This is a genomic window from Streptomyces sp. NPDC093225 (genome assembly GCF_044753805.1).
In the GTDB taxonomy this organism is placed as follows: domain Bacteria; phylum Actinomycetota; class Actinomycetes; order Streptomycetales; family Streptomycetaceae; genus Streptomyces.
Genome location: NZ_JBIVNX010000014.1, coordinates 123,536 through 140,170, shown reverse-complemented (window position 1 = coordinate 140,170; position 16,635 = coordinate 123,536). Strand labels below are relative to the sequence as shown.

Genomic DNA, 16,635 nt, shown 5'->3' with positions numbered 1-16,635 from the left:
ACCCGCTGTCCGTCAGCCGGGGGGGCGGGGGCGCGCGGGGGGCGCCGGGGGGGGGGGGCGGGGGGGGGGCGGCGGGGGGGGCGCGGCGGGCGGGGGGGGGCCCCGCCCCCCGCCGGTCGGAGGCCAAGCCCACCCGTCACACGTCCGGCGACCGCCGGTCGGTGATGAGCCGCATCCGTGCGGTGTCGAGGAAGCGGGCCAGGTCGGCCGGACGGAGCCGTGCGGGGTCGACGGGGCCGGCCGGGTCGGCGTCGAACAGCGTCGTCAGCTCCGCCGCCCGCACCGGGTCGGGCAGGCCCAGGCACACGACCGGGTCCGCCGCCTCGAGTTCGCCGCGCACGTCGATCATGCGCACCACGGTCTCGTCGCGCTGGAAGATCGTGCTGCGCAGCACCGGGCTGCCGGGGTCCTCCGCGGCCGCCACGTCCTGCCAGGCCAGCAGCTCCGCCAGGCGCATGCCCTGCTCGGGCCGGGCCGGGTAGTGCAGGGCGTACCGGTGCACCGGGGCGCCAGCGCCCTCCGCACCGGAGGTCTGCCCGGCCGCCACGTGGTGCAGGGCGGGCAGGGCCGCCCGGGTGAAGAACACCCGTGCGCTCCCGGGGTCGTCGAGGTCCCGGTCCTGCTCCAGGTACGGGTTGATGGCCTCCTCGACGGCCCGCACCTCCGGCTGCCGGGCCACGTACCGCAGTGCCGCCATCAGGTCGCCCTTGACCTCGACGGCCCGTACGACCCGGTTGCCGTGCATGAACAGCGAGGTGCGGCACAGGCGCGTGGAGTCGTCGACCCGCGGCTCGGGGGAGGCGTAGTCGGCGAGGATCCGTGCGACGGCCTCCTCGCTGCCGGGCCTGACCGTGAACGTCAGGGCGTGCCGGACCACCCCGTCCCCGATGCGCGGGAACGTCTGCAGCCGGCGGGCCTCCGCCGGAACACCCGCGGCCGGGCCGCCGGTCTCCCGGACCACGTGGAAGCGCAACGACCTCGTGTCGCGGACGCAGCCGTGCAGCGGCTGCACCATGCGCACGTGCTGCTCGCTGTTGATCCAGGAGAGGAACGGCGGCGCGCTCTCCCACTCGCTCGTGATGAGCCATTGGGACGGGTTCTCGATCGACTGGCACAGCTGGTCGCTGATGTGCCCGGGTACGGACGCGACATGGGTCGAGAGCTGCTCGTACGCCTCCAGGAACTGCTGCTGCGCGCCGTCGTACACGTGCACCATCAGGACGACGCGGAGCCTGGAGCCGTCGAACACGGACTGGGAGACACGCTGCGACATGCGCCGCCGCAGCGATTCTGGATCACGTTCGGACGTTGTGGTCATCCTGCGCACATCTCCTTGCCGCGGGGGGCGCCATGGGTCGGCCCGGCCACGATCGAGTGCCGGCTGCTTCGGGATCGACCCGGGTCGGAGCGCTTCACGCCGGCCGGGCCCGGGACGAAGAGGCTCTCTGCCCAGGAGCAAGAGGGAGCAGCGAGCCCTACTCGTGAGCGTGCCCGAGGACGGCGCATCGCGCATGCCCAGGCGGTCCGACCGCGTACGCCGGGTGGCCCCCGCCCCGCACCCCCGCCCCCCGTACTCCCGCCCCCGCACCGGGTGGTCGCCGGGGCGCCGGCACGGTGGCGGGGTCTCAGTCGGTGCCCTCCGTCCGGGGGAAGCGGGCGAGCGGCGCCTCGCCCTGGAAGAACGTCTTGGCGCGGATCGCGGCCCGCTCGTCGGCCGCCGTCTGGCCGGGCCGGGAGCCGTTGCCCAGGAGGACCCCGCCGAACCGCATCCGCAGGTACGCCGCGGTGTGGTGGAGCGTCATGACCAGGCCGTCGGCCCGGTCCTCGTCCCGGTCCGCCATGACCGTCACCCCCCACAGGGTCCGGCCCGCCATCCGCTGCTTGAAGTCCGCCCCGGGCACCGACAGCCAGCCCGACCAGTAGTCGAGGTAGCGCTTGGCCTGTGCGGACAGGGAGTACCAGTACAGGGGCGAGACGACGACCACGTCGGTGGCCGCCAGGGTGGCCCGCCGCAGCTCCTCCTCGGCCGCGCCGGCGCGCCAGTCGCCCGTGTCGTGGCGACCGTCGCGGAAGTCGGGCAGCGGGTCCGCGGACAGGTCGATCCAGCGCTGCGGGACGCCGGCGGGCAGCTGGCTCGCGGCGTCCCGGGCCAGTGCCTCGGAGTTGCCGTCGGGCCGGGAGCTGGCCAGGACGAAGAGGAACGAGCGCTCCGCAGTACGGTTCGCATCCATGGTCGGGTGTGCTCCGCTCTCGCAGGCCCGGGCGGGGTCGCGGGCGGCGAGGAAGCGGGACCGCCGCGACCGACCGGGTGTCGGTGATCGTGATCTGTTCCCGCCAACCGCCCCCGGGGCAGGGCGTATTCCCGCCGTGAAGCGGGACCCCGGTGACGGACCGGGTGCGCGTTCGTGCGCGATGCGGCGGGGTTTCGAGCATGTATTGACATGTCCGCGTCGGCTGCGCTGCACTGGTGCCCGTTCGCCGCCCACCCCCTGTCGTCCCGACCCGTCTGGGGAACCCATGCGACCGATCGGACTCCTCGTCGCCGCGGTCTGCACCGCCGCGACCCTCGCCCTGCCCGCCCCGTCCGTACGCGCGAGCCCCGCCCCGGCCCCCGCCCCCGCTCCCGCGGCACGGACCGCCGCCGCCGCGCCCCAGACCGTCCCCGCGCTGCGGCAATGGACGTCCGGCAGCGGCAGCTACGCCTTCGGGACGGACTCCCGCATCGTCGTCGACCCGGCGTACGCCGACCGGCTCGCCGCGGACGCCGCCACCTTCGCCGAGGACCTCGGGGCCCTGGCGGGCCGTACCGTCCCCGTCGTCAACGGCACCCCGGCCGCCGGCGACATCGCGCTCACCCTCGGCGACGGGTCCCTGCCCGCGGAGGGCTACCGGATGACCGTCGGACCCAGCCTCACCGTCCGGGCCGGCACGGCCGCCGGCGCGTTCCTCGGCACCCGGAGCGTCCTGCAGTTGCTGCACCAGGCGCCGACCGTCCCCGCCGGCACGGCCGTGGACTGGCCCGACAAGCCCGAGCGCGGCCTGATGGTCGACCAGGGCCGGAAGTTCTTCACCGTCGGCTGGCTCAGGGCGCACATCAAGGAACTGGCCTACCTCAAGCTCAACTACTTCCACTTCCACCTGTCGGACACCTTCGGCTTCCGGCTGGAGAGCGCCACCCACCCCGAGGTGGTCTCCGCCGACCACTACACCAAGCGGGACATCGCCGACCTGGTCGCCCTGGCGGCCCGCTACCACGTCACGATCGTCCCGGAGATCGACACCCCGGGGCACATGAACGCGGTCCTGGCCGCGCACCCCGAACTCCGGCTGAAGAACCGGTCCGGCACCGCCAGCGCCGAGTTCATCGACCTGTCCCTGCCCGGTTCCTACGCCCTGATCGAGGACCTCGTCACCGAGTACCTGCCGCTCTTCCCCGCCCCCTACTGGCACATCGGGGCGGACGAATACGTCACGGACTACAGCCAGTACCCGCAGCTGCTCGCCTACGCCCGCGCCCACTACGGCGCCGCCGCCACCGCCAAGGACACCTACTACGGCTTCGTCAACTGGGCGGACTCCGTGGTCAGGGCGGCCGGCAGGACCACCCGGATGTGGAACGACGGGATCAAGGCGGGAGACGGCACCGTCCGCCCGGACCCCGGCATCCTCGTCGAGTACTGGTACGACTACGGACTCACCCCGCAGCAGCTCGCCGATGCCGGCCACACGGTCGCCAACGAGTCCTGGACGCCCACCTACTACGTGCTGGGCGGCGCCAAGCCCGACACCCGCTGGATGTACGAGAACTGGACCCCCGACCTCTTCCAGGGCGGCAACGGGCTCACCGACCCCACCCGCAACCGCGGTTCGCTGCTGCACGTGTGGTGCGACAACCCGAACGCCGAGACCGAGGACCAGATCGCGGCCGGCATCATGTACGCGCTGCGCGGCCTCGCCCAGCAGACCTGGGGATCCCCCAAGCCCGTCGCCACCTACGCGGCCTTCACCCCGATCGTCGTGGCCGTGGGCCACAACCCGGCCTGGCCGGCCGGCGACCGGAGCGGTGACCTGGCCCGGAACCGCCCGACCACCGCGTCCAGCACCGAGACCGCCGCCTTCCCCGCCCCCGCGGCCACCGACGGCGACCCGGCCACCCGCTGGTCCAGCGCCTACGCCGACCCGCAGTGGCTCCAGGTCGACCTCGGCGCCACCCGGGCGGTCGGCAGGGTGGTGCTGCGCTGGGAGGCCGCGTACGCGAAGGAGTACCGGATCCAGCTCTCCGACGACGCGGGCACCTGGCGCACGGTCCGCACCGTCACCGCCGGGACGGGTGGCACCGAGACCCTGACCGGACTGACCGGATCGGGCCGCTACGTCCGGTTGTACGCCACCCGGCGCGCCACGTCGTACGGCTACTCCCTCTACGCCCTCGAGGTCTACGACGACCGTCCGACGGGTCCGCACACCCTCACCGCGGGCGGCAGGGCGCTGGACGACCCCGGCAGCTCGCGCACCGCCGGAACGCAGCTGATCACCTGGTCCCCGCACGGCGGCGCCAACCAGCAGTGGCAGCTCACCGCCGACGCCGACGGCGCCTACACGCTGACCAACGGCGCCTCGGGCCTGTGCGCCGACGTCTCGGGCGGCTCCACCGCGCCCGGGGCCGCGGTCGTCCAGTGGACCTGCACCGGCGGCGACAACCAGCGCTGGCTGCTCACCCCGCTCGGCGGCGGCGGGTACGCCGTCGCGTCCAGGAAGAGCGGACTGCTGCTGACCACCGCCTCCCTTCAGGACGGCGCCCTGCTCACCCAGCAGCCCGACTCCGGCTCCGCCCTCCAGCACTGGCAGCTCGGCTGAGCCGCGCCGGGCGCGGGCGGCCGGCGAACCCCGTCCCGGTGCGTCGCCGCCCCTCGCCGGCCCGTGGCGGGGGATGACGCGGAGTCCGGCCATCCGTTTCGTGTCCGAAAGCCGCTCGTCGCGGCCGGGACCGGGGGGTCCGGGCGCGCGGTGGCGGGGGCGGGAGTGCGGGGCGGGCGGGGGCGCGTGCCGTTCGAGGTGCGGTGACCGTCCCGCCCGCCCCGCTCGCCGCGCTCGCCGCGGGGCGGCCGCTTTCGGCCCGCCCGGCCGAGTCGGTGCGCGCGGGAATGGCCGGAGCGGGCGCTGGGCCGGGCCGGGCGGTGACTCCTACGATTCGGCTGTCCGGACGCCACCCCCCTTTTGCTGGATTGTCATGGACATGCCTCTCACGCGTGCGGCTTCCGCCGGCTCCGCACCCCCCACCCCCGCGCACCACCGGAAGCGGCCGCGTGCCGCCCGGTTCCCGAAGCAGCGATAGGAGAACCATGGCCGGAGGACTCCTGATGAGCAGCGCGATCGGCGTGCTGCTCGCAACGGCACTGCCCGCCCACCCCAGCCCGTCGGCGTTCACGGACCCGCCGACGGACCGCATCGTCATCGACATCGCGACCGTCAACGGATCCGGCTGCCCGAAGGACACCGCGGCCGTCGCCGTGTCCGAGGACAACACCGCGTTCACGGTGACGTACAGCGAGTACCTCGCGCAGGTCGGCGGCGGCGCCCCCGCCACGGCGGCGCGCCGCAACTGCCAGCTCAACCTCGTGGTGCACGTGCCCCACGGGTTCACCTACGCCATCGCCAGCGCCGACTACCGCGGCTACGCCTCCCTCGCGGCCGGCGCGAGCGCCACGGCGAAGGCCTCGTACTACTTCCAGGGCTCGCCGCAGACGGCCTCGCGGGAGCACCCGTTCAACGGGGCGTACGAGGACAACTGGCAGGCCACCGACACGACCGACTGGGCCCAGTTGGTCTGGGCGCCCTGCGGGGTGCAGCGCAACTTCAACATCAACACCGAGCTCCGCGTCCGCGCGGGCACGTCCTCGCCGCGCGCCACCAGCTACATGACCATGGACTCCACGGACGGCGACATCAGCACCGTCTACCACCTGGCCTGGCGGGAGTGTCCGCCGGCGTGACCCCCTCGGGCGGGGACCCCGCGTCCCCGCCCACCCGACCCGGTGACCGGTGTCCGGTGAACCGTGCGACCTCCTACGGGGCCACGCCTCCGTGCGGAAACCCGTTTGGCCGGCGCATCGTGAGGCTGGTTGAATCCGCCGTCACCGGCGCTCGCCCAGGCCGGTCGCGCGGCCCTCGGCGTCCCAGCGGACCTCGAGGACGCGTACGACGGCGGCGCGGTCCAGGGGGCCGAACACGTGCGGGAACAAGGTGTCCCCGGGCACGCCGGGCGGCGGTGCGGGTACCGCCGCCTCGGCCTCGACGCGGCTGGTGAGCCGGGCCTCGTCGATGACGAGGGCCACCAGCGGCCGGGGCGCCTCGCGGTAGAAGGCGTTCACGACGGCCAGCGTGGTCGGCTCGTCCGGGGAGCAGTGCACGAAACCCTCCTCCTCCAACGAGGCGGGGGCGTACGGGCTGTCAGGGTCGGCGCTCCAGTCGGCGAGCGGCACCGCGTGGTAGATCATGTCCCACACCGTAGCGGGCCGGGCGGACCTCCCGCCCGGTCGCCGGCGCACGGTCGAGGCCACGCGCCCGCCGCCCGCCACGAGGCGGCCGGAGTCCCGCCGTCTAGGGTGGCCTCATGATCCACTCCGCCGACCCGCACGCGCCGGAACCACTCGCTCCCGACCCGGAGGCCGCCCGCTGGCACGCCGCGGCCCTGCGGCTGCTCGACGACCCCTACGTGTTCGCGGCCGCGGGCCCCCGCCGGCACGCCGACTGGGCCCACGACGTGCTCGCCGTCATGCACCGGACGGTCGCCGACCCGCGCGACTGGCCGGGACTGGACTGGGACCGCGACAACACCGTCCGCGAGGTGCTGCCCGCATACCCGTTCCGCCCGCCGGCCGCGGCGGAGTTCCCCGACCGCCTCCACCGGCTGGAGGCCGGGGCGGCCGTCAACGCCCTGGCCGTGATGGCCGAGGAGTGGTCGTCGGGCCCCCTGGTCCGCTTCCGCCCGGACCGCGAGGCACTCCTGGCCGACGCCCGGACCCTGCTGGCCAGGTTCGGCCCCGACGCGAGTCACTGGACCAACGCCCTCGCCGCCGCCTCCGACCCGGCGGTCGACCTCGTCGCGACCGGGCTCAAGGGAACCCGGGTCCACGACTTCCACACCTGGGAGTACGTCAACGGCCTCGACGTTCTGGAAGACCTGGGCCTCATCGCCGTGTCCGACAACGAGGTCGGCGTCTTCTGGTCCTTCGGCGCCTACTGACGGGCGACCGGTCGGCCCGGTCGGTCCCCCCCGCACGACTGGCTCCGGTCGGTCGCGCCGTGCGGTCCCCCCTCGCGCTGCGCCGCTCCCCACCGGTTGGCCACGCCCGGCGGCCGCGGCGTCGTCGCGCGCCGGAACCTCAGGCCTCGACGACGGCCAGCCAGATCTGGAACTCGCGGTCGCCGTCCCCCACCTGGCAGTACTCCTCCAGGACCAGGTGCCGGTCCGCCACCGCCCACACCAGGGACAGGTTGCCGTCGCCGCTGCGCAGGCAGTGCCGTACGTCCGTCAGCGGGGCGCCGTAGCGGGCACGCAGCCGCTCCGCCACGTCGGCGTGGATCCGGCCGAAGGCGTCCTGCGCGTTGTCCTCCAGGAAGGGGTACTCGGCGAGCGACTCGGCCGCCAGCCAGGTGCTCGCGAGCGTGTGCATCGCGCCGCTCGCGGTCCTCTCCAGGTCGTACTCGTCGAGTTCGTCCAGGTCGTACGGGTCGTCCCGGTGGCCGAAGATCAGCGAGCAGGGGTAGAACCGCCGGGCCGGCCGGTCCAGCAACTCCCGCACCACCGGCCCCGGATCGCCCTCGCACGCCGCGACGTGGTCGACGTACGCCTCATGCCGGCCGGACAGGAAGGGCGGTTCGGACGCGAAGGTGCCGGGCCCGGCCGTGCCGCGCCAGACGGTCCCGCCCGCCGCGTCCCGCAGGACGACCGCGCTGCCGTCGGCAGCGTCCACCGCCACCCGGCACACGTCCTTGCCGTCGCGGCCGACGTACGCCGACTCCCCGTCGACCGTGAGGAACGGGGCCGTACCGTGCCCGCCGTCGAACCCGAGGACCCAGCCGTCGTCGTCGGTGCGGGGTTCGAGGTGCGGGCTGGGGACGAACGTGCCGTCCGTGCGCAGCACGCCCCACTCGGCCCGGTCCGCCGCCCGGGCCACGGCCGCACCGCCCCCGTCGAAGCGGTCGGCCCACGCGTAGTCGGCCGCGATCGCCCACGCCCCGGTGGCGTCCCGGAAGCCGCGGGCGAAGCCGTCGCCGACCTTGACCAGGCCGCAGTGCAGCGCGTCGTCCATCTCGCCGTCGCGGGTGAGGACTCGCTCGCCGCGGGCGTCCACGAACGCGACGAACGTCTCGCCGGGTTCGCCGCCGACGGCGTACGCGAGCCCGTTCTCGTCGAAGGCGTTCAGCAGCCGGAAGCACGGCTCGACGACCCACGCGCCCGCCCCGTCGACCAGACCCCACGACTCACCGACCCGTACCGGCGCCGTGCCCCCGGTGTTGAAGGGGCGCGCCCCGTCGAACCGGGGCGGCACGGCGAACCGGCCGTCCCGGTCGACGTATCCGCAGCGCCCGTCCGGCACCCGTACGGCACCCAGCCCGTTCGGCCCGAACCGGCCCGCGTCCCGGTAACCGCCGCCGATCACCACGTCGCCCGCCGGGTCGGCGTACCCGGCGCCGGCCTCCGTCCGGACCACGGCCAGTCCGTGGTGGAACGACCCGGCGCCGGTGAACCGGGCCGGGACCACACGGGTCCCGGTGGTGTCGACGTACCCCCACAGCCCGTGGGACCGGAAGCGGGAGAGCCCGGCGCCGTCGAACTCCGTGGTGTGCTCGAACGCCGGCTCGACGACCCACCGGCCCGCCCCGTCCACGTACCCCCACGCACCGTCCGGATCGGCCGCCGGGGCCACGAACCCGCCCTCGCCGTCCGGGTGGAACGGGCCGACCGCGCCCAACTCCGGCGCGCGCACGAGGCGGCCCACCCGGTCGACGAGCGCGAACCGCCGGCCGAACGGCGCGGCGCCGTCGACGGGAACGGCATGGGGCGCGTGGGGTTCGAGGTGCATGGCGACGGCTCCTGTCCGGGGCCCGCGGAGTGCGGTGCGGGCCGGGGGCATCAGCCTAGAGGGCCCCTCCGACAGCCGGCCCGGGCACCCGCCGGCGGACCCGGGCCGCCCGGCCCGGACGGATCTGCGGCATGATCGTCGGATGATCCACCTCGACGGGCGGTTGCCCGGTTCCTGGCGCAGCGCCTCCATGGGCGCGATGGAGACGACCGACCTCTACTTCCTCCCCGACGGCCGCGGTTGGAGCCGGTACGAGAGCATCAGCAAGGCGCTGGACATCGGCCGTTTCCGCTGGCACTGCACGGACGCCCGCCTGCTCGTCCTCCGCTACACCTGGCGGGTCCACGGCGCGTGGGCACCGGACGTGGACGGCTTCGCCGTCGTCCACGACAGCCGACCGGACGACGAGCTCATCGAGACCGGCTACCGCGTCGCCCCCGACCGGTCACCCATGTCCGGCGTCGCCGAGACGGCCCTTCTCCTCGACCAGGACGTGGACTTCGAGACGACCTTCTACCGGGGACCCGGCGCCGTCACCCCGGCCGACGACCCCTCGGCCGCCGTCCTGCCCTACCAGCCCGTGCCCCGCCCGGCACCGCCGCGCCGCACGCCGTGAGAGCCCGCCCGAGGCGGCCGCCGGCGCCCGGGCGGGACCGTCACGGGTGCCATTCCGAGAGGAGGATGGTCGCGTCGTCGTGGAGGCGGTGGTCCTGGTGGTGGAGCAGGTCCACGATGAGGCGGCGCAGCGCCTCGGGCGCGTTGTCACCGGAGGCGGTCGAGCGGACCACGGTGTCCACCAGCCGCTGCTCGCCGAACAGTTCGCCCGCGGTGGAGCGGGCCTCCGTGACCCCGTCGCTGTGGAGCAGCACGCGGTCCCCGGGCTGGAGCCGGGCGTGGTGGAGCGGGGGCGGGCTGCCGGTGTGGAAGGCGAACCCCAGCGGGAGTTCGGGACGCCGCTCCAGCGCGTGCGGCACGATGCGGCCGTCGCGGATGAGCAGCGGCGGCGGGTGCCCGCAGTTGGTCCACGTGAAGTCCCCGCTGGTGGAGTCCAGGTGCGCGAGGACCGCCGTCATCAGCCGCTGCGGCATCCACTGCTCCAGCGTCCGGTCGATGGCCGTGGCGATGTCGGTGAGCGAGCCTCCCGACCGCCGGGTGGACCGGCACGCGGCCAGCGCCAGCGCGCTGGCCTGCCCGGACGCGAGGTCGTGGCCCATGGCGTCCACCAACGTCAGGTGCAGGATCCCGTTCGTGAAGCTGTGGTCGAAGGCGTCCCCGCCGATGTCGTAGGCCGGTTCGAGCACGGCACTGGAGGTGATGCGGCCGGTCCCGATGGTGCGCGGCGGCAGGAACGCCCAGAGCAGCTCGGCCTGGACGCTCATGCGCCGGGTGCGCTCCCGTGCGATCAGGAGGTCGCTGTGCGTGGACTTCGACACCACCAGCAGCGTCGCCAGCCCGGCCAGGGACCGGCACGCCTCGAGCGCGGCGGGCGTGAAGGACGGGGCGGTGACCCTCATGACGCCGACGCGTTCGATCCCGTCGACCATCGGCACCCATGCCGTGGTGCCGTCGCGCGACTGCCGGACCTCCTGAGTCCGGTAGGCCAGCCCGCCCAGCGAGCCGTCGACCGGCAGCTCCGCGTCCTGCGTGGTGGTGTCCGGCTGGGGCAGCGCGAGGAGCGCGACCTGCTGGACGTCGCTCACGTAGAGCCTGGTGCGGGTGAGTCCCATGCGCCGGGCAGCACGGTCGATCAGGCGCGGGATGTCGCGGGCCGGTGCCGTGTGGGACTCCTCGAGCACGTCGGCCAGCACGGCGTCGTTCGCTGTCACCGGGCCTCCAGGTCCGCGGCCCGGCGGGCCGGACGTTCCGGACGCGACCCTAACCGGCGGGACGGCTGGCGGGCCCCCGCGACACGGCGGCGACCGGTCCATCGGCGCGGCGGCGTCGCCCGGTACGTGCCGCCGGCGACCGGTCGTACCGACTCGGCGCGGGTCCGGGCGGCCCGGGCGGGTCCGGACGGAACCGGGTTCGCCGGCGCTCCGGCGGTGGCGCGCGGGGCTCAGCCCTCGCGCGTGACGCGGACCGTCTCCACCCACGAGGGCGGCTGGGGGGCGTCCGGGCCGATCAGGGCGGCGATCAGGCGGCAGGACGGCATCTCGTCCGGCCAGGGCGTGTACCCGTCCGTCAGGACGACGACGACGTCCGGCCGGTCCGGCAGGGCGCGGGCGGCGCGGATGCCGACGCGCATGTCGGTGCCCCCGCCGCCCGCGAGCTCCACCTGGTCGGTGCTGGTCACGCGGGCCACCGCGTGCACGTCCGCGTCGCAGGCCAGGACGGCGACGCGGTTGCCGTGCAGGCCCACCTCCCGCAGGACGCCGGTCACCTCGCCCAGGGCGGCGCCCAGTTCCTCCTCGCCCATCGAGCCGGAGGTGTCGATGACGATCGCCACCCGCGGCAGGGGCCGGCGCAGGCTGGGCAGGACGACCCGGCCGCCGAGGGCGGGGGTGCGCCGCGACGGGCGGCGGTAGGTGTAGTCGACCGCGCCGGCCGCCCAGGCCGTGGCCTCCCGGACCGCCCCGGCCAGCGCCGTGCGCCAGTCGACGGTGGGTTCCAGGACCTCCTGCGCCCAGCGCTGCCACCCCGCCGGCAGGGTTCCCCGGGTGCGCTGGTGGGCCCGCATGGCCTGCGCGGTCTGCCGGCGCAGCGCCTCCGCCTCGACCGGGCCGAGCCGTGCGGGACCGCCCTCGGAGCCGACCTCCCACGGGCCGGGTACGCCGTGCGCCCCCGACCCGCAGTCCCAGGCGTGCGGCGGGGTCGCCGGGATCGCCGCCAGGTACGTCTCGAACAGGCCCCCGGTCGGCAGGCCGTACAGCTTCGGCTCCATCCGGCCCTCGGGCAGGGCCAGCCCGTCGGCCAGGAGGTCGTCGTTGATCTCGCAGTCCTGCGCGATGTTGACGCGCACCCGGTCGCGCTGGTCGGCGGCCGGCAGCCGCTCCGCCCGCCCGTGGTGGTCGCGCAACAGGTGGGAGACCTCGTGGATCCAGACCCCGGCGAGTTCGACCACCGGCGTCGCGGCCACGAAGGCGGGGGAGACGTAGCACCGCCAGTGCCGGTCGACGGCCATGGTGGACAGCCGGTCGGAGGGGACCACGGTCAGCGCGTACAGGGCGGAGGCCAGGTACGGCCGCGCTTCGGCGGCCCGGTAGCGGGCGGCGAGGAGCTTGGCGCGGTCCAGCCGGGACGCCGCACCGGCCGGTGCGGGCGCCTGCGCAGCCCCGGCCGACGCGGGTGCGGGTGCAGCCCCGGCCGGCCCGGGCGCGGGCGCGGCGCCGGGTCCGTCGGGCCCCTCGGGTACGCCGGTGTCCGTCCGCTGCGCCATGCCGGGTCAGCCGCCGCCGGGCAGCGCGCCGGAGAGCTGGAGCAGTTCGACGAAGGCGTCGATGCCCGGCGGCACCGGCCAGTCCAGGTCCCGCATCGCCGCGAGGTCGGCGGCGGCCCGGGCGGCCACGTCGGGCACGCCCGCGTCCACGGCCTTGGCCAGGACGGACCAGCCCGCCTCCCACCGCGGGCGGGTGAGCTCGCTCTGCACGGCCGCGACCACGGCGATGAGGAACGCCAGCTGCCGGTCGCCGCGTTCGGGCAGCGCGAAGGCGTCCGGGTCGGCCAGTACCCGGTCCGGGTCGGGCAGGTCGAGGTGCTCCAGGTACGACAGCAGCTCGATGCCCGCGGCCTCGCCGACCGCGCCGGTGAGGGCGGCCGCCAGGGCCTCCCGGTCGGCGCCGGACGCGTACCCGGTGGCCAGCAGTCGCAGCGCCATCTCCCAGGTGCGCGGTGAGGGCCAGGCGCGACCGCGGCCCTCGGCCTCGGCCGGCATGTGGTGCACGAGGCCGGGGCGGGCGGTGAGGAACCCGGAGACCACGCCCCTGGCGCGGGCGACGGCGCCGGGGACGCGGGCGGGGTCGACGCCGGGGATGGCCACCTCGGGCCAGGTGCCGGCCATGCCGCGGGCGACGGTGCGCGGGTCGTGCGTCCAGTCGAGGTGCACGAACCGGTTGGCCAGCGGCGGACTCAGGTGCCAGCCGTCCGCCGCGCTGGACGGCGGGTTGGCCGCGGCGACGATCCGCACGGACTCGGGCAGTACGAGGCTGCCCACGCGGCGTTCGAGGACCACGCGCAGCAGGGCCGCCTGCACGGCCGGCGGGGCGGAGGACAGCTCGTCGAAGAAGAGCAGGCCGTGGCCGGTCCGGGAGAGCCGCACGGCCCAGTCCGGCGGTGCCATCGGCACGCCGGTGGTGGCGGGGTCGTCGCCCACGATCGGGAGGCCGGCGAAGTCGGAGGGTTCGTGGACGCTGGCGATGACGGTCTCCAGCTCCACGCCGAGCGCGTCGGCGAGCTGCTGCATGCCGGCGGACTTGCCGATGCCCGGCTCGCCCCACAGCAGCACCGGCTGATTGGCCGTCACGGCCAGGGCCAGGGCCTGGAGCTGGGCGTTGACGCCGGGCTCGGTGCGGGTGGCGCGCAGCCGGGCACCGAGCGCGTCGGCGGCCGCCAGGGCGGGCGGCGGCGGGGACGAGGGCGGGGGGTCGAACGGGGACAGGGGGCTCACTCGTCGTCCTCCTCGTACCCCTCGTCGTCCTCGCGCTCGTCCATCCACTCGTCGTACCAGTCGGCCCCGATGCCCGGGAACTCCTCCTCGACGCGGGTGCGCAGGAAGGACAGGTCGGTGCGCCGGTAGCGGCGTACCAGCTGGGCCAGCGAGAGGTCGGCCTCGTCGATGACGTCGATGCGGCTGCCGGCCGCGAGGAGGGCGTTCACGAGCGCGACGGACCCGCCGAACCGGACGGCGACCTGAAGCGGAGTCAGGCCGCCGGGCCCGGTGGTGACGTCCGGGTCCAGGCCGGCCGCCAGCAGCCGCGGCAGGAGCTCGTCGTGCTCCAGCAGGTTCAGCACGTGCAGCAGCGTGTACCCGCGGCGGTCGCGGACCCGCGGGTCCGTACCGGCGTCCAACAGCGCCGTGACGCCCGGGGTGTCGCCGTGCTGGGCGCGCAGGAACAGCTCGCGCCGCTCCTCCTTGAGGGCGCGCGGCAGCCGGCCCTCGCCCGAGGTCCAGTGGTGCTGGACGGCGAAGCAGCCGGAGACGGCGCCGCCGAAGGCCCGCATGGCCCGCTCCCGCTGCTGCTCCGCCGCACCGTGCTGCAGCAGGTCCAGTTCGCCGCCCCGGGAGCACACCTCGTGCCACTCGCCGCGGCAGCGCACCCGGACCGGCGCCGGCAGGGTCGGCCCGGGCGGGCCGACGGCGGGGCCGGCAGCGGGGAACAGGGCGGCGGCGACCAGCGGGTGCAGCTCCTGCGGGGCGATCCGACCGGACCGGACCAGGTCGAGGTCGACGGGCCGGCTCCAGGCGAACTCCGGCAGCCGCGGCAGCTGGCGCGCCTCCTGCCAGTGCAGGGTGGACACCCGCAGGCCGCGGGAGCCGGTCGGCTCCGCGACGATGTTGCCGGTCCCGCGCACCACGACCCGGAAGCGGTCGCCCTCGCCGGCCGCCTGCAGGAGGCGGACCTCCGCCTCGAGGCGGGTGAGGTCGACCAGCGTACTCGCGGTCACGGCCTCCGGGCCGGGGGCCTGACGGTAGCGGCGGGGGGACTCCGGCACGGTCAGGTCCCGCTCGAGGCCGGCGGCCGCGTAGGCCTCGGCGACGTCCTCGCGGGCGTGCAGCAGGGCGACCCACTCCGCACGCGCGGCCGGGTCGTCGGTGCCGGGGTCGGCGTCGGGCAGGTCGGGTCCGGACAGCTGGGTGCCGTCCGGGGCGAAGAACGGCAGCCGTCCGGCACCACCGGTGAGGCGGTCGCGCAGCTCGGCGGTGCGCCGGCCGTCCCACAGCGGGCGGGCGGCGATCCAGTTCTCGACCCGGAAGCCGTCGGTGAAGGTGTAGAGGTCCTCGTCCTCCCGTGCCGGCACGGGAGCGCAGTGCAGCCGCAGCCGCTGCGGCCCGTCGACCATCGCGCCGGTGGTGGCGGACAGCACCGGCGCCGTGGCACCGGACCCGTAGCGGGCGAACAGGACGCGCACCCCGGGCAGGAGGGTGGAGCGGCCGCCCAGCGTGCGGGGCAGGTGCCAGCGCACCAGGTCCGGGGCCAGATGGCGCAGGTCGTCCTCGACGGCCTCCGCGACCGCGGGCCCGTACCGGTCGGCGAGGTCGGACGGCGCGAACGTGACGTCCACGGCGGCCACGGCGCAGGCGGCCCGCCAGTCGCCGGCCAGCCGGAGTCCGGTGGCCCGCTCGATCATCCAGCGGGGAACCGCGTAGCGGCGGGCGCGCCGCCAGGACGCGCCGTCGTCGGCCAGGTACCCGCCGGGCAGCCGGACGACCTCCGGCGGCCGGGTGCGGGCGCTCATCGGTACACGCTCGTGATGGCGGCGAGGTCGGGATGGGCGGGCCGGGCGGGCCGCAGGCGCGCGGTGAAGGACCGCTTGACCTTGCGGGGCAGACCCGGGCCGAGGCCCACGTACTCCAGCGCGGAGCCGTCGGGGACGGCGCCGAGCAGGTGCTTCGCGCCGCGCCCGGTGAGTCCGGTGTGGCGCAGTTCCAGGCGGCGCAGCGGCGTGCCGGGCAGGGCGGCGGCCAGCGCGTACGCCCCTTCGTCGCCGGTGGCGTTGGCGGGGGCGCCGAGACTGCGCTCGGACAGCGGTCGCCCGAGGTCGAGGGTCTCGATGCCGCCGAGCGCGTCGGCGAGGGCCAGCGCACCCGCCGGGCCGATGCCGTTGCCGCCCAGACCGAGCCGGACCGGGTGCGCGGGCTCGGCCGCCGCGGCGGCCGCGAGCACCGCGGCGCCCTCGTCGCCGAGGTGGTTGGCGGGCAGGTACAGCTCGCGGACGCCGGCCTCGCGGATGAGCGCGGCGAGCAGCGGCGCGTCCTGCGCGGTCAGGCCGTTGCCGCCCAGGAACAGCCGCTCCAGCGGCGTCCCGCGGGTGCGCAGGGCGTCGAGGAGGACGCGTACGCCCTCGCCGCCGATGCCGGTGTTGACCAGGTCGAGCGTGCGCAGCGTGCGGTTGCGGCGCAGCAGCGCGGCCAGGGTGCGGGCGCCGTCCGCGAGGACCGGATTGCGCTTGAGCCACAGGGCCTTGACGGAGGTGTCGTCGGCGAGGGCGTCCGCGAGGGCGGTGACGCCTTCGGCACCGATGCGGTTGCAGCCCAGGTAGAGGGTGCCGATGCCGTGGTCGCCGGCGGCCAGGGCGGTGGCGAGCGTGCGCGCCCCCTCGTCGCCGATCGCGTTGGTGCCGAGCAGCAGGTGCCGGGCGTGCGGCGACCGGGCGGCCGCCTCCGCCACGCGCGCGGCGCCGGCCGGTCCGAGCCCCTGCTTGCACAGGTCGACGCGGCCGTCCGCGCGCAGCGTGCCGATGGTGAACGTCTCGTCGCCGGCGAGGGCCTGCCCGGACGCCAGCCGGGCGAGCAGCGGGTCGAGCCCGGCAGGGTCGGCGAGCGGCAGGTCGGGGTGCTCGATCGCGGGGCACCGTACGGGTATCGGCCGTGTCATCACCACTCCACCGG

General features: G+C 75.7%; 13 protein-coding genes. 4 read left to right on the top strand and 9 right to left on the bottom strand.

Features of this window, described 5'->3' with window-relative positions:
* Window positions 1-136 precede the first annotated feature (136 nt).
* Both ACIQCH_RS15855 and ACIQCH_RS15850 read right to left on the bottom strand, forming a co-directional pair.
* Complete coding sequence (locus tag ACIQCH_RS15855) at window positions 137-1,318, bottom strand: SchA/CurD-like domain-containing protein (protein WP_402581249.1); 1,182 nt, start codon at window positions 1,316-1,318, stop codon at window positions 137-139.
* Between the two features lie 307 nt (window positions 1,319-1,625).
* Window positions 1,626-2,231, bottom strand: coding sequence for a flavodoxin family protein (locus ACIQCH_RS15850; RefSeq protein WP_402581248.1), 606 nt, complete (start codon window positions 2,229-2,231; stop codon window positions 1,626-1,628).
* Window positions 2,232-2,517: 286 nt separating this feature from the next.
* Between ACIQCH_RS15850 and ACIQCH_RS15845 the strand changes: the two genes are divergently transcribed.
* Both ACIQCH_RS15845 and ACIQCH_RS15840 read left to right on the top strand, forming a co-directional pair.
* Complete coding sequence (locus ACIQCH_RS15845; RefSeq protein ID WP_402581247.1) at window positions 2,518-4,857, top strand: family 20 glycosylhydrolase; 2,340 nt, start codon at window positions 2,518-2,520, stop codon at window positions 4,855-4,857.
* 485 nt (window positions 4,858-5,342) lie between these two features.
* Window positions 5,343-5,993 carry a DUF4360 domain-containing protein gene (locus tag ACIQCH_RS15840; protein ID WP_402581246.1) on the top strand — a complete coding sequence of 217 codons (651 nt, stop codon included), beginning with the start codon at window positions 5,343-5,345 and terminating at the stop codon, window positions 5,991-5,993.
* A gap of 141 nt (window positions 5,994-6,134) precedes the next feature.
* On the opposite strand, the gene ACIQCH_RS15835 is transcribed toward ACIQCH_RS15840, so the two are convergent.
* Window positions 6,135-6,497, bottom strand: a complete 363-nt coding sequence (locus ACIQCH_RS15835) for a DUF952 domain-containing protein (protein ID WP_402581245.1) — start codon at window positions 6,495-6,497, stop codon at window positions 6,135-6,137.
* 116 nt (window positions 6,498-6,613) lie between these two features.
* Here ACIQCH_RS15835 and ACIQCH_RS15830 point away from each other — a divergent pair, with 116 nt between their 5' ends.
* Complete coding sequence (locus ACIQCH_RS15830) at window positions 6,614-7,246, top strand: hypothetical protein (RefSeq protein WP_402581244.1); 633 nt, start codon at window positions 6,614-6,616, stop codon at window positions 7,244-7,246.
* A gap of 139 nt (window positions 7,247-7,385) precedes the next feature.
* Here the strand turns inward: ACIQCH_RS15830 and ACIQCH_RS15825 are convergent, their stop codons facing one another.
* Complete coding sequence (locus ACIQCH_RS15825) at window positions 7,386-9,089, bottom strand: WG repeat-containing protein (RefSeq protein WP_402581243.1); 1,704 nt, start codon at window positions 9,087-9,089, stop codon at window positions 7,386-7,388.
* A 142-nt stretch (window positions 9,090-9,231) separates the two neighbouring features.
* Here ACIQCH_RS15825 and ACIQCH_RS15820 point away from each other — a divergent pair, with 142 nt between their 5' ends.
* A complete protein-coding gene (locus ACIQCH_RS15820) occupies window positions 9,232-9,705 on the top strand; it encodes a hypothetical protein (RefSeq protein ID WP_402581242.1) in 474 nt (157 codons plus the stop codon).
* Between the two features lie 40 nt (window positions 9,706-9,745).
* On the opposite strand, the gene ACIQCH_RS15815 is transcribed toward ACIQCH_RS15820, so the two are convergent.
* From ACIQCH_RS15815 to ACIQCH_RS15795, 5 genes are all read right to left on the bottom strand, one after another.
* Complete coding sequence (locus ACIQCH_RS15815) at window positions 9,746-10,915, bottom strand: PP2C family protein-serine/threonine phosphatase (RefSeq protein WP_402581241.1); 1,170 nt, start codon at window positions 10,913-10,915, stop codon at window positions 9,746-9,748.
* A gap of 230 nt (window positions 10,916-11,145) precedes the next feature.
* Window positions 11,146-12,465, bottom strand: a complete 1,320-nt coding sequence (locus tag ACIQCH_RS15810) for a VWA-like domain-containing protein (protein ID WP_402581240.1) — start codon at window positions 12,463-12,465, stop codon at window positions 11,146-11,148.
* Between the two features lie 6 nt (window positions 12,466-12,471).
* Window positions 12,472-13,683, bottom strand: a complete 1,212-nt coding sequence (locus ACIQCH_RS15805; protein WP_402581286.1) for an AAA family ATPase — start codon at window positions 13,681-13,683, stop codon at window positions 12,472-12,474.
* Between the two features lie 5 nt (window positions 13,684-13,688).
* The gene (locus tag ACIQCH_RS15800) at window positions 13,689-15,482 is read right to left on the bottom strand and encodes an ankyrin repeat domain-containing protein (RefSeq protein ID WP_402581239.1); all 1,794 of its coding nucleotides are present in this window, start codon (window positions 15,480-15,482) and stop codon (window positions 13,689-13,691) included.
* Entirely contained in the window at window positions 15,479-16,621 is a 1,143-nt protein-coding gene (locus tag ACIQCH_RS15795) for a gala protein (protein ID WP_402581238.1), read from the bottom strand. The genes ACIQCH_RS15800 and ACIQCH_RS15795 overlap by 4 nt, the downstream gene beginning before the upstream one ends.
* Window positions 16,622-16,635: the final 14 nt, after the last annotated feature.

Coding starts and splice junctions, on each gene's coding strand:
- ACIQCH_RS15855 (WP_402581249.1), bottom strand. CDS start 1,318: ATGACCACAACGTCCGAACGTGATCCAGAATCGCTGCGGCGGCGCATG.
- ACIQCH_RS15850 (WP_402581248.1), bottom strand. CDS start 2,231: ATGGATGCGAACCGTACTGCGGAGCGCTCGTTCCTCTTCGTCCTGGCC.
- ACIQCH_RS15845 (WP_402581247.1), top strand. CDS start 2,518: ATGCGACCGATCGGACTCCTCGTCGCCGCGGTCTGCACCGCCGCGACC.
- ACIQCH_RS15840 (WP_402581246.1), top strand. CDS start 5,343: ATGGCCGGAGGACTCCTGATGAGCAGCGCGATCGGCGTGCTGCTCGCA.
- ACIQCH_RS15835 (WP_402581245.1), bottom strand. CDS start 6,497: ATGATCTACCACGCGGTGCCGCTCGCCGACTGGAGCGCCGACCCTGAC.
- ACIQCH_RS15830 (WP_402581244.1), top strand. CDS start 6,614: ATGATCCACTCCGCCGACCCGCACGCGCCGGAACCACTCGCTCCCGAC.
- ACIQCH_RS15825 (WP_402581243.1), bottom strand. CDS start 9,089: ATGCACCTCGAACCCCACGCGCCCCATGCCGTTCCCGTCGACGGCGCC.
- ACIQCH_RS15820 (WP_402581242.1), top strand. CDS start 9,232: ATGATCCACCTCGACGGGCGGTTGCCCGGTTCCTGGCGCAGCGCCTCC.
- ACIQCH_RS15810 (WP_402581240.1), bottom strand. CDS start 12,465: ATGGCGCAGCGGACGGACACCGGCGTACCCGAGGGGCCCGACGGACCC.
- ACIQCH_RS15800 (WP_402581239.1), bottom strand. CDS start 15,482: ATGAGCGCCCGCACCCGGCCGCCGGAGGTCGTCCGGCTGCCCGGCGGG.
- ACIQCH_RS15795 (WP_402581238.1), bottom strand. CDS start 16,621: ATGACACGGCCGATACCCGTACGGTGCCCCGCGATCGAGCACCCCGAC.